Genomic DNA, 12729 nt, shown 5'->3' on the forward strand with positions numbered 1-12729 from the left:
AGTTGTTGCTGGATCGGAGACGGCCAGCTTCGCCGACTTCCAAAAGCTTATTGTTCTGCTTGCACGCTGGATTCGATGCTAGGCCCTTGCCAAAACCCTTCGCTATCCCAAAACGGCAGCATCCGAAGCCGTGCCCCAAAACAGGTCGGCCCTTGTGGCGAGGGGATTTATCCCCGCTGGGGCGCGAAGCGGCCCCTAAGCAGTCAACTCAATCTGTCTGATACACCGGGTTGCCTGCATTTGGGGCCGCTTCGCAGCCCATCGGGGATAAATCCCCTCGCCACAGGTATGTCGTTGCCCTAAGTGAACCGCATTAGCCCAATGCCGGAGCACAACGGCTGCCGATTCGGGATAACGGGAAGGCGCTTCCTGACGCAAGATAGCCTCGCCCACCACTCACACAGCGCTGGGCCCAAAACAATAAAAGCCCCTAAGCGCAGGAAAATCTCAGCATGTTCTTCGCTCGTCTCTCTATCCAATGGCGGATCACACTCTTGAGTGGGCTGTGCCTGCTGGCCGTCGTCGGGGCATTGACCGGCGCCTCCCTGTATCAGAACCAGCAAGGCGCGACGCTGCTCAAGCAGCAAAGCGGTCAACTGTTGGGGCGCTCGGCCCTGGAAGGCCTGCAGGCTCAGGCCCTGGCTCATGGTCAGCGGGTGGAACGCTTCTTCAGCGAAACAGCGATCTATGGGGAAGGTTTCGCCCAGCAGGTCTTGCAACTGCGCGCCCAGGCACTGAACGGGCGACTGACGCCAGGACAGTTGCGCCAGGACCTGGTCAGCGCGACCCGTCAGGCACTTATGGATCGCGGGAAAGTGCTCGGCTTCTACGTCGTGCTGCTGCCCGACGCGCTGGCCGGTGACGATGCCGGTTTCGCGGGCCAGCGCAGCCTGGCCGGCAACGAAAACGGTCGCTTTGCCCTGTACTGGTCGCAGAGCCAACCCGGGCATCTGGTCCAGGAGGTGCTCAGCGAAGCCCAGATCAGTGCCAACACGGCGCCGCCGGGCAGCGAGCCGGCGAACGCCTGGTACGTCTGCCCACAGACCCAGGGGCACACCTGCGTGACGGAGCCCTACGCGATTGAAGTCGAAGGCCAGAAAACCCTGATGAGCAGCATTTCCATCCCGCTGTCGGACCAGGGCAAAATCATCGGTGTGGTGGGCATGGACATCAGTCTCGGGACCCTTCAGGAACTCGCCGCCCAACTGGCCGACGACCTGTACCCCGGCCACAGCGAGATCAACATTCTTTCCCCTTCAGGGCAAACTGCCGGCCATAGCGGCAGTGTGACCGACACCTCAGTCGACGTTCGACAAGCCGTGCAAACCGTTCCCGCCAATACCCCCTGGCAGTTGCAGATACGCGTGCCGCAAGCGCTGGTGCAAGCGCCGGCCCTGCAAATGCAGGCACAGCTGGACGACAAGCATCGCCAGGCCAACTGGTTCAACCTCGGTCTGGGCTTGCTGGCTGCCGGTTTGGGACTATTGCTTATCTGGCTCACCGCTTATGGCGTGACCCGGCCGCTGCTGAGGGTAGCGCATATGCTCGATGCGATTGTCGAAGGCGATGGCGATCTCACCCAGCGCCTGCCCAATGACCGCCACGATGAACTGGGCCAACTGGCGAATGGCTTCAACCGCTTTCTCGACAAATTGCAGCCCATTATTCGCGATATCCAGCAAGCGTCCCTGGACACCCGCAACACCGCCGATACGTCGGCGCAGGTGGCCCGGGAAGTCAGCGCGGGCATGCACACGCAGTACCGGGAAGTCGAGCTGGCAGCCACCGCCCTGCATGAAATGAGCACCAGCGCCCAGCAAGTGGCCCGCCACTCCCACCAGGCGGCCGATGCCGCTACCGTCGCCGAAAATGCCAGCCGTTCGGGGCGTGAACTGTTCGCCGATGCGGTCACCAGCATCGATCACCTCGACCGGCGCCTGGAGACCACGCTCGGGCAAGTGCAGGCGTTGGCCGGCAGCAGTCAACACATCGGCCAGGTGCTGGACGTGATCTGCGCCATTGCCCAGCAGACCAACCTGCTGGCCTTGAATGCCGCCATCGAAGCAGCCAGGGCGGGTGAACAGGGCCGCGGCTTCGCGGTGGTGGCTGACGAAGTCCGTCATCTGGCCAGCAACACCCAGAACTCGGTCGAGCAGATACGCACGGTGATCGAAGCGCTGCAGCAGTTGAGCCAGGAGGTCGTGCACAGCACCCAACTGAGCCGCGAACAGGCCAGGGACAGCGTCGCTCAAGTCGGAAAAACCCATGCGGCGCTGCAGCACATCAGCGACGCCGTGGCAGTGATCGAACACATGAACCAACAGATCGCCAGCGCGGCCCTGGAGCAAAGTGCCGTGGTAGAAGACATCAGCCATCGCGTCAGTGACATTCGCGGGATCAGCGAGACCTTGACCGGCCGAATGGAGGAAGCCTCTCAGGCAAGTCACTCGCTGCATACCATGGCCAACCGTCAACAGCAGTTGGTGGGGCATTTTCGGATTTAGTGGCCTGTGTGATTACACAATTTCACAGAGCGCCTACAAAGCTTCACCCCTGTCATGGGCCTGGATCCCTACCATGGGCGGCTCAATATTGGGGAAGCACCATGTCCAAGATTCCTGTCGTCACACTGGGCCTGTTGGTCGGGACACTGCTGCTCAGTGGCTGTGATAGCACCTCGACCCCTGAAGCCTCCGCCCCGCTGGCAAGCGTGCGTGTCGAAACCGTCCAGGCCCGGCCACTGTCGATCAGCAACGAGCTGAGCGGCCGTATCGCCGCGCCGCGAGTGGCCGAAGTCCGGGCGCGGGTGGCCGGCGTGGTCTTGCAGCGAGTGTTTCGCGAAGGCAGCGATGTGAAGAAAGGCGATGTGCTGTTTCGCATCGATCCGGCGCCGTTCAAGGCCGACCTGGACAGTGCCGAGGCGGCGTTGCGCAAGGCCGAGGCCAATGCGTTCCAGGCCCGCTTGCAGGCACAGCGTTACGCTCAGTTGATCGATGACAAGGCGATCAGTGGCCAGGATTACGACAACGCCCGGGCCAGCGTGCGTCAGACCGCAGCCGATGTCGCTGCCAGCAAGGCCGCCGTAGAGCGGGCGCGGTTGAACCTGGGGTACGCCACGGTGACCGCGCCGATTTCCGGGCGCATCGGTCGCGCCCTGGTGACGGAAGGCGCCCTGGTGGGGCAGAACGAAAGCACGCCGTTGGCGCTGATCCAGCAACTGGACCCGATCCACGCCGACCTCACGCAGTCGACTCGCGAACTCAACGACCTGCGCCGCGCCTTTCGCGCAGGGCTTTTGCAAGCGGTCGGCCAGGGCCAGGCCAAGGCTACGTTGATTCAGGACGACGGCAGCCCTTACCCGCTGCCCGGCAAGTTGCTGTTCACCGACCTCAGCGTTGACCCGAGCACCGGCCAGATAACCCTGCGCAGCGAATTCCCCAACCCCGACCTGGACCTGCTGCCCGGCAGCTTCATTCGCGTGCGCCTGGAACAGGCGGTCAACAGCCAAGGCATCACCGTGCCGCAACGGGCGATCCTGCGAGACAGCGCCGGGGTCGCCCAGGTGTTGCTGCTGGACGCCGAGCAGAAGGTCAGCCAGCAACCGGTGCAATTGGGTGCCGCGCAAAACGATCGCTGGGTCGTCACCCACGGTTTGAAACCCGGCGACCGCATCGTCATCGAAGGCCTGCAACACGCCCGGCCCGGTGACCAGGTCCAGATCGATGACACCCCACTTCCCCTCGCCCAGGTTCCCGGGCCACAGGCAGGACACTAAGCCATGCCGCAGTTTTTCATCGACCGTCCGGTATTCGCCTGGGTCGTCGCGTTGTTCATTCTGTTGGCCGGTATCTTGGCCATTCCACAACTGCCGGTGGCGCAATACCCGGTCGTGGCGCCGCCACAAATCGAGATCTACACCGTCTACCCAGGCGCTTCGGCGCAAACCGTGGACGAAAGCGTGGTCAGCCTGATCGAGGAGGAGCTCAACGGCACCGACAACCTGCTGTATTTCGAGTCCCAGAGCAGCCTGGGCAGCGCCACCATCACCGCGACCTTCCAACCAGGCACCAACCCGGAACTGGCCCAGGTCGACGTGCAGAACCGCCTCAAGGCGGTGGAGTCGCGCCTGCCGCAAGCGGTCACACAGCAGGGCTTGCAAGTGGACAAAGTCTCCGCCGGCTTCCTGCTGCTGATCACCCTCACCTCCAGCGACGGCAAGCTCGACGACGTGGCCCTCAGCGACTACCTGGCGCGCAACGTGATGAACGAGATCAAGCGCCTGGACGGTGTCGGCAAGGCCCAGTTGTATGGGGCTGAGCGCGCCATGCGGATCTGGATCGACCCGCAGAAACTGGTGGGCTTCAACCTGACCCCGGCTGACGTCAATGCCGCCATCGTGGCGCAGAACGCCCAGGTGTCGGCCGGTAGCCTGGGGGATTTGCCGAGCCGCAGCACCCAGGAAATTACCGCGACCATCGTCGTCAAAGGCCAGCTCAACACGCCGCAAGAGTTTGCCGACATTGTGCTCAAGGCCAACCCCGATGGCTCGACGGTGCGCATCGCCGACGTAGCCCGGGTGGAAATCGGCAGCCAGGAATACCAGTTTTCCACGCGCCTGAACGGCAAGCCCTCCACCGCCGTGGCGGTGCAACTGTCGCCGGGCGCCAATGCCTTGAACACCGCGACCCTGGTGCGCAACAAGATGGATGAGCTGTCGCGCTACTTCCCGGCCGGTGTGGAATACAAGATTCCCTACGACACGTCGCCGTTCGTCAAGGTCTCGATCACCAAGGTGATCTACACCCTTGGCGAGGCAATGTTGCTGGTGTTCGCCGTGATGTTCCTGTTCCTGCAGAACATCCGCTACACCCTGATCCCGACCCTGGTGGTGCCGGTGGCGCTGATGGGCACCTTCGCCACGATGCTCGCGCTGGGGTTCTCGATCAACGTGCTGACCATGTTCGGCATGGTACTGGCCATCGGCATCCTGGTGGACGATGCCATCGTGGTGGTGGAGAACGTCGAGCGGATCATGGCTCAGGAAGGGCTGTCGCCCAAAGAGGCCACGCGCAAGGCCATGGGGCAGATCACCGGCGCGATCATCGGCATCACCCTGGTGCTGGTGGCGGTATTCATTCCGATGGCCTTCATGCAGGGTTCGGTGGGGGTGATCTACCGGCAGTTCTCGCTGTCGATGGCGACGTCGATCCTGTTCTCGGCCTTCCTCGCCTTGACCTTGACCCCCGCGCTCTGCGCGACCTTGCTCAAGCCTGTCGCCAAGGGCGATCACCACAGCCAGGGCGGCTTCTTCGGCTGGTTCAACCGTGGCTTCGAACGATTCGGCGACCGCTACCAGGGTTGGGTGGCCTATGCGTTGAAACGCAGCGGCCGTTATCTGCTGATCTACGGCGTGTTGCTGGTAGGCATGGGCCTGCTGTTCAGTCGCCTGCCCTCCTCGTTCCTGCCCGTGGAAGATCAGGGCTACACCATCACCGACATTCAGCTGCCACCGGGTGCCAGCAAAAACCGGACGGTGCAGGTGGTGGAGCAGATCGAAGCCCACAACGCCGGCGAACCGGGGGTTGGCGACAGCACGATCATTCTCGGTTTCAGCTTTTCCGGCAGCGGGCAGAATGCGGCCCTGGCCTTCACCACCCTCAAGGACTGGTCGCAACGCGGCGCCGATGATTCGGCGGCGTCCATCGCCGAGCGCGCCAACCTGGCGCTGAGCCAAATCAAGGACGCCATGGCGTTCTCGGTACTGCCGCCGCCGGTAGACGGCCTGGGCACCTCCAGCGGTTTCGAGTTCCGTCTGCAGGACCGTGGTGGCCTCGGCCATGCGACGTTGATGCAGGCCCGCAGCGAATTGCTTGCCGCCGCCGAAAAAAGCCCGATGCTGATGAATGTGCGCGAAAGCGCCCTGGCCGAAGCACCGCAGGTGCAATTGGAGGTCGACCGCAAGCAGGCCAATGCCCTGGGCATTTCCTTCGCCGACGTCGGCAGTGTGTTGTCCACGGCAGTGGGTTCGGCCTACATCAACGACTTCCCCAACCAGGGGCGCATGCAGCGGGTGGTGGTCCAGGCCGAGGGCGACCAGCGCAGCCAGGTCGAGGACTTGCTGAAGATTCATGTGCGCAACAACAGCGGGAAGATGGTCCCTCTGTCCGCATTCGTCCAAGCCCGCTGGACACAGGGGCCGGCGCAATTGACCCGCTACAACGGCTATCCGGCGGTGAGTATTTCCGGCGAACCGGCACCGGGTTATAGCACCGGGCAAGCCATGGCCGAAATCGAACGACTGGTGGCCCTGGGGCCGACAGGCCTGGGCCAGGAATGGACCGGGTTATCCTTGCAGGAACGCTTGTCCGGTAGCCAGGCGCCCATCCTGTTGGGCCTGTCGCTGCTGGTGGTGTTCCTGTGCCTGGCGGCGTTGTACGAGAGCTGGTCGATCCCGACCTCGGTGTTGCTGGTGGTGCCGCTGGGTGTGCTCGGCGCGGTATTGGCCGTGTCGTTGCGCGGCATGCCCAACGATGTGTTCTTCAAGATCGGGCTGATCACCATCATCGGCCTGTCGGCAAAGAACGCGATCCTGATCATCGAGTTCGCCAAGAGCCTTTACGACGAAGGCCACGACCTGATCGATGCCACACTCCAGGCCGCACGCCTGCGCTTGCGGCCGATCATCATGACCTCCTTGGCGTTCATCCTTGGGGTGGTACCGCTGGCGATTGCCACCGGCGCCAGTTCGGCGAGCCAACAGGCCATCGGTACCGGGGTCATCGGCGGGATGATCAGCGCCACGCTGGCGGTGGTGTTCGTGCCGGTGTTTTTTGTGGTGGTGATGAAGCGTGTCAGGCGTGTTGATGCAAAGTGAGGCTAGGCCTTATAGCCGGCCTGGTTTTCCCGGTCGTACTCCGTTCCCATTGTGGGAGCTGGCTCGCGATGGCGGCCTGGCAGCCGACCTGGCTCTCCTGGTCGTACACCTGTCAGATCTGTGGGAGCAAAGCTTGCTCGCGATGGCGGCGGCACATTCAGTGTGGATGCAAGCAGCCCCACCGCCATCGCGAGCAGGCTCGCTCCCACAGTTTGATCTTCGACAGGCACAGAATTCATCTGCCCCACAGGCCCCTGTGGGAGCGAGCAGGCTCACGAAGATGGCAGCGAGCCCAGCGATCAGTCCGCCTGCACCGTGACTTGGCGCTGTTCGCCCAAGCCGTCGATCCCCAGGCGAATGGTCTGGCCCGGCCGCAGGAATACCGGGTTGGGCTTGATGCCCAAGCCGACGCCGGGCGGTGTGCCGGTGGAGATCACATCCCCCGGTTGCAGGCTCATGCAGCGGCTCAGGTAGGCAATCAGTTGCGGCACGCTGAAGATCAGCGTTCGGGTATTGCCGTTCTGATAGCGGTGTCCGTCAACCTCCAGCCACAGATCCAGCGTATGTGGGTCGAAGATTTCGTCCCGGGTCACCAGCCAGGGCCCAAGGGGGCCGAAGGTGTCGAAGCCCTTGCCCTTGTCCCAGGTGCCACCGCGCTCCAGCTGCCACTCGCGTTCAGACACATCGTTGATGACGCAGTAGCCGGCGACATGCTCCATGGCGTTCGCTTCGTCGATGTAGCGCCCGCCTTTACCGATGACCACGCCCAGCTCGACTTCCCAGTCGGTCTTGAGCGAGCCGCGGGGGATCTGGATGTCGTCGTTCGGCCCGCAGATGGCACTGGTCCACTTGTTGAAGATGATCGGTTCTTTCGGCACCTCCATATTCGACTCGGCCGCATGGTCGGCATAGTTCAGGCCGATGCAGATAAATTTGCCGACCTGACCGACGCAGGCACCGATCCGTGGCTGGCCGGTAACGAGCGGCAGGCTGCGCGGGTCGAGGGCGGCGAGCGCTGCCAGGCTGTCCGGGCCGAGGACCTGACCGGCGATGTCCGGCACGTGGCCCGAGAGGTCGCGGATTTGATTGTCATCATCCAACAACCCAGGTTTTTCCGAACCTTTTTCGCCGTAACGCAACAGTTTCATGAAGTGCTCCTGTTCAATTGAAAATTCAGAGGCTCATGCCGCCATCGATCACGTGTACCGCCCCTGTAGTGTAGGCAGACGCATCGCTGCCCAGGTACACCGCCAACTGCGCGATCTCTTCAGTACTGCCGATGCGCCCCATGGGCTGACGGTCGAGGAATTGCCGGTAGACCTCTGCTTCATCGACACCCTGCCGCGCGGCCTGGTCGGCGATGCGCTGGCGCAGCGAAGGCGAATCCACGGTGCCCGGGCATATCGCGTTGCAACGGATGCCCTGGCTGACGAAGTCGATGGCGATGGATTTGGTCAGGCCCACCACCGCCGCCTTGCTGGTCGCATAGGCGAAGCGATTGGGCACGCCTTTGATGCTGGAAGCCACCGACGACATGTTGATGATCGAGCCGCCACCACGGGCCAGCATGCCCGGCAGGAACGCACGGATCATGCGGTACATGGCCGTGACATTGAGGTCCATCGAACGCGCCCAGGCCACTTCATCGCACTCCAGGATATTGCCGCTGTGCACGAAGCCTGCGCAGTTGAACAGCACATCGAGCCCGCCGATGCGTTCGCAGGCGGCGCTGATGGCCGCGGGCGACGTGACGTCCAGGGGCATGGCGGTGATCCCTTCGATCCCCGTCAGGGCACGGATATCGATGTCAGTGGCGAACACCTCGGCACCGGCCCGGGCGAAGGCCACGGCGCTGGCCAGGCCAATGCCCTGCCCCGCGGCCGTCACCAGTACGCGCTTGTTGTGTAGATTCATGCAGCCTCCAGTTGCGCTGCCGTGGCGGCGCTCTTGGGTGTCCTGCCGAGCATCGAGGCGGGAATGGCCAGGATCAGCCCGCCACTGACCAACAGACACAGGGCCAGTACATAGGTGCCGTTGTTGATATTGCCCGTCAGGGTTTCCGCCACTGCAGTGATCATCGAACCGGTGAAGCCCGACAGGTTGCCGATGGCGTTGATCATGCCAATCCCGGCTGCGGCGGCGACGCCCGACAGCACGGTCCCCGGCAGAGTCCAGAAAATCGGCATCAGGCTGAGGATTCCGGAAGCGGAGACGCTGAGAAAGAGCACGGACAACACCAGGTTGTCAGCGAAGAAGGCACTGAGGATCAGGCCGGCACCGCCAATGAAGGCCGGAATCGCCGCGTGCAGGCGCCGCTCACCAGTGCGATTGGAGTGCCGGGCGTTGAGCAGCATCGCCACCACCGCCACCGAGTAAGGAATGGCGGTCAACAAACCGATGTGCAAACTGTTGGTAATGCCGGTGCTCTTGATGATCGACGGCATCCAGAACGCCAGGCCATAAAAGCCGGTGTTGAAGGTCAGCAGGATCAACACCAGCAACCACACCCGAGGGTTGAAGAACACTTCGCTCAAGCGAGTGGCCTTGCCCTGGTTGTCGGTTTGCAGATTGGCCTTGAGCAAGGCTTTTTCCGCGACGCTCAGCCATTTGGCTTTGTCGATGTTGTCGGCCAGGCAGACGATCACCACGAACGCCATGATGATCGACGGAATGCCTTCGATGAGCAGCATCCATTGCCAGCCGGACAGGCCATGCACCCCTTGCATGCTATTCATCAGCCAACCGGAGAGGATGCCGCCCAGGGTCAGGCTCACTGGCAACGCCAACAGGAACCCGGACATCACCCGGCTCTGCCGATGGGTTGGAAACCAGTAGTTGAGGTAGAGAATCACGCCGGGGAAAAAGCCCGCTTCGCAGATCCCCAACAGGAAGCGCAGCACGTAGAACATCGTGCTCGATTCGATGTGAAAGAAAGCCGCCAGCGGCACGGTGTAGGCCACGGCCATGGAGATCACCGCCCAACTGAGCATGATCCGGGCGATCCAGAACCGTGCGCCGAAGCGATGCAGCAACAGGTTGCTGGGGACCTCGAAAAGGAAATAGCCCCAGAAGAACATACTGGCGCCCAAGGCATAGATGGTGTTGCTGAATTGCAGCTCGTTGAGCATGTCGAGCTTGGCGAACCCGATGTTCACCCGATCGAGGTACGCCGCCATGTAGCACAACAGCAACACGGGCAGGATCCGCCAGATGACCTTGCGGTAGGTCCGGTCTTCAAAATCGAGCTCGCCAGCTTGCGCCTGGGCGGGCAACTGCTCGGAGATGGTTGGCATGAGGTAACCCCTGATTGTTTTTATTGGGTCACGTCGAATGAGCGAATCATCCGGCGATTGAACGAGGACTCTACTGTCGGGAATCGATTCTTTCCCAATGGCATTTTTGGATTAGTCGATAACGAGGCGTTATCAACTAACCCTCAAGTTCATGGAACCTGTAGCGAGTCATCTGTGGGAGCAAGGCTTGCCCGCGATGAAGACGACGCGGTCTGAGGGGAAACGAGGCGCCTGCATCGCGGGCAAGCCTTGCTCCCACAGACTCATCTTGTCCTTAAGCAGGCTGCATGGCGGCCAAGCGGGCGTTATCCTTGAGGATCTCGGCGAACTCCAGTGCCGCGCCTACCAGCGGCTCATCCTTTCGCGTGAGGATGCCGTAGTCCTGTGGTACCAGGTGCAAGGGGGTGTCGAGGGTCTTGAGCTGGCCGCTTTCGAGCAGCGGATCGACCATGGCGTTGGGCAGCATGCCGATCATGGGCCCGCGTTGCAGCACCTGGAGGAAGGTCTGCATGGAAATGGTATCGATGGTGTTGCGCGGCATCGCAACCCCGGCCTCGGCAAAGGCCAGTTCCATGCGAGCGCGGATCGGCGTGCCGACCGGGTAGAGGATCCACGGCAGGTCCACCAGTTGCTGCAGGGACGTCGGCCCGGCGTTCGCCAGCGGATGACGGTCATTGACCACGATGCAGAACGGCTCCGGAGCCAAGGGCTGGAAATCGTAGCGCTGTTGCTGGCTTTGCTCGGTAAACCGGGCCACCGCCAGATCGAGCTTTTTCTCCTCAAGCATCTTCATCAGATGGTTGCTGGTCTGCTCCACCACCTCGATAGACAGCAAGGGCCAGCGTTGCTTGATCTGCAAGATCGCCTCGGGCAAGGCCACCGCCGTCGCGGCAAAGATACCGCCGACCTTCAGGTAACCATGGCCGCCTTCGCGCAGGCTGCTGATTTGTTCGACGAACGAACGTGCGTCGTTCAAGGCGATCTGCGCGTAACGCAGCACATGTTCACCCAACGCGGTGGGCGGCATGCTTCGGGGGCGACGTTCGAACAGAGCGAAGCCGAGCAGGCTTTCGATTTCCTTGAGCATCTTGCTCACGGCCGGCTGGCTGAGGTTCATCTGCTCGGCCGCCAAATGCATGTTGCAGGTGCGCCCCAAGGTATCGATCAGCAGCAGATGGCGGAATTTGAGCCAGCCGCAGAAGCTGGAGAAAGACAGGTCGGACATGGGCAATCCTCGACGATGCAATAACCGGACGTTATCAGATACTGAATATATCTCATTGGAGTTCATCAACAGCGCGCCCTAGCTTGAAAGCTTTACGAACCAGGAAGACTGCCCATGTCGCTGATGCTTACTCCCGAGAACACCCTGCCCGTCGATGGCGTGGCCGGCACCTTGATTGGCCGCGCCTGGGTGCCTGGCCGGATCGCCGGGCCTTCGCCCATTGCGTTGCGTAGCGACGGTGTGTTCGATCTGTCGGATCGTTTTGCGACATTGAGTGATTTGCTGGAAACAGAATCGCCCTTGGCCGCCGTGAGACAGACACCCGGCACCTTCATCGCCAGTGTCGAGGCGCTGCTGGCCAACACTGGCCCCGATACCGACCCATCCAAACCGTCGCTTTTGCCCCCTCTGGATCTGCAAGTGATCAAGGCCGCCGGCGTGACCTTCGCCGCCAGCATGATCGAGCGAGTGATCGAGGAACAGGCCAGCGGTGACGCGGCAAAAGCCGAAGCCGTGCGCGCCACCGTGCACAGCGTGATCGGCGACAACTTGCGCTCGATCGTGCCGGGCTCCGAGCAGGCCATGCGCCTGAAAGCCTGGCTCATCGAACAGGGCATGTGGTCGCAGTACCTGGAAGTCGGCATCGGCCCGGATGCAGAGATCTTCACCAAAGCCCCGATTCTCTCCGCCGTCGGCAGCGGCAGCCACATTGGTATTCATCCCGGCTCGCAATGGAACAATCCGGAACCGGAGGTGGTGCTGGCGGTGAACAGCCGCGGCCAGATCCACGGCGCCAGCCTGGGTAACGACGTCAATCTGCGGGATTTCGAAGGTCGCAGTGCGCTGTTGCTGAGCAAGGCCAAGGACAACAATGCATCCTGCGCCATCGGTCCGTTCATTCGCCTGTTTGACGAGTGCTTCAGCCTCGATGATGTGCGGGCCTGCGTGGTCGATCTGGAGGTTCAAGGCGAGGACGGTTACCGCCTGCGCGGCTCGAGCTCCATGAGCCAGATCAGCCGTGACCCACAGGACCTGGCAGGCCAGACACTCAACGGCAATCACCAATATCCGGATGGCTTCCTGTTGTTTCTGGGTACTCTGTTCGCCCCCACCGCAGACCGTGATCATGCCGGCAGCGGTTTCACCCACAAACTGGGTGACCGGGTCAGTATCAGCAGCCCGTTGCTCGGCAGCCTGCATAATCAAGTGACCCACAGCTGCGATGCCACACCCTGGACCTTTGGCGTCGGTGCCTTGCTGCGCAACCTGGCCGCCCGAGGACTGCTCGCCCGCTGAACCGTTTGCCGATTCGCCTAATTACAAGAGAGAAATGAATC

At 62.2% G+C, this 12729-nt stretch carries 7 protein-coding genes and 2 pseudogenes; 5 read left to right on the plus strand and 4 right to left on the minus strand.

Features of this window, described 5'->3' with window-relative positions:
* Positions 1-800 precede the first annotated feature (800 nt).
* The 4 genes and pseudogenes from PBDP_RS30350 to PBDP_RS17715 form a co-directional block, all read left to right on the plus strand.
* Positions 801-1646, plus strand: a pseudogene (locus tag PBDP_RS30350) (PDC sensor domain-containing protein); the annotation flags it as partial.
* A 327-nt stretch (positions 1647-1973) separates the two neighbouring features.
* Positions 1974-2504: pseudogene (locus PBDP_RS30355) on the plus strand (methyl-accepting chemotaxis protein); the annotation flags it as partial.
* Between the two features lie 101 nt (positions 2505-2605).
* Positions 2606-3775, plus strand: a complete 1170-nt coding sequence (locus tag PBDP_RS17710; protein WP_109753222.1) for an efflux RND transporter periplasmic adaptor subunit — start codon at positions 2606-2608, stop codon at positions 3773-3775.
* Between the two features lie 3 nt (positions 3776-3778).
* Positions 3779-6874 (plus strand): multidrug efflux RND transporter permease subunit, encoded by a 3096-nt coding sequence (locus PBDP_RS17715; RefSeq protein WP_212801074.1) that lies wholly within the window; start codon positions 3779-3781, stop codon positions 6872-6874.
* 299 nt (positions 6875-7173) lie between these two features.
* Here the strand turns inward: PBDP_RS17715 and PBDP_RS17720 are convergent, their stop codons facing one another.
* From PBDP_RS17720 to PBDP_RS17735, 4 genes are all read right to left on the minus strand, one after another.
* On the minus strand, positions 7174-8022 hold the full coding sequence (locus PBDP_RS17720; protein WP_109753225.1) for an ureidoglycolate lyase: 849 nt from the start codon (positions 8020-8022) through the stop codon (positions 7174-7176).
* A gap of 25 nt (positions 8023-8047) precedes the next feature.
* Positions 8048-8788, minus strand: coding sequence for an SDR family oxidoreductase (locus tag PBDP_RS17725; RefSeq protein ID WP_116832714.1), 741 nt, complete (start codon positions 8786-8788; stop codon positions 8048-8050).
* Positions 8785-10167, minus strand: coding sequence for an MFS transporter (locus tag PBDP_RS17730; RefSeq protein ID WP_212801075.1), 1383 nt, complete (start codon positions 10165-10167; stop codon positions 8785-8787). The genes PBDP_RS17725 and PBDP_RS17730 overlap by 4 nt, the downstream gene beginning before the upstream one ends.
* A 274-nt stretch (positions 10168-10441) precedes the next feature.
* Positions 10442-11392 carry a LysR family transcriptional regulator gene (locus tag PBDP_RS17735; RefSeq protein WP_109753228.1) on the minus strand — a complete coding sequence of 317 codons (951 nt, stop codon included), beginning with the start codon at positions 11390-11392 and terminating at the stop codon, positions 10442-10444.
* 114 nt (positions 11393-11506) lie between these two features.
* Here PBDP_RS17735 and PBDP_RS17740 point away from each other — a divergent pair, with 114 nt between their 5' ends.
* Positions 11507-12688, plus strand: coding sequence for a fumarylacetoacetate hydrolase family protein (locus tag PBDP_RS17740; protein WP_212801076.1), 1182 nt, complete (start codon positions 11507-11509; stop codon positions 12686-12688).
* The last annotated feature ends 41 nt before the right edge of the window (positions 12689-12729 follow it).

The sequence above is a fragment of the Pseudomonas sp. St290 genome, assembly GCF_018325805.1.
Classification (GTDB): Bacteria; Pseudomonadota; Gammaproteobacteria; order Pseudomonadales; family Pseudomonadaceae; genus Aquipseudomonas; species Aquipseudomonas bijieensis.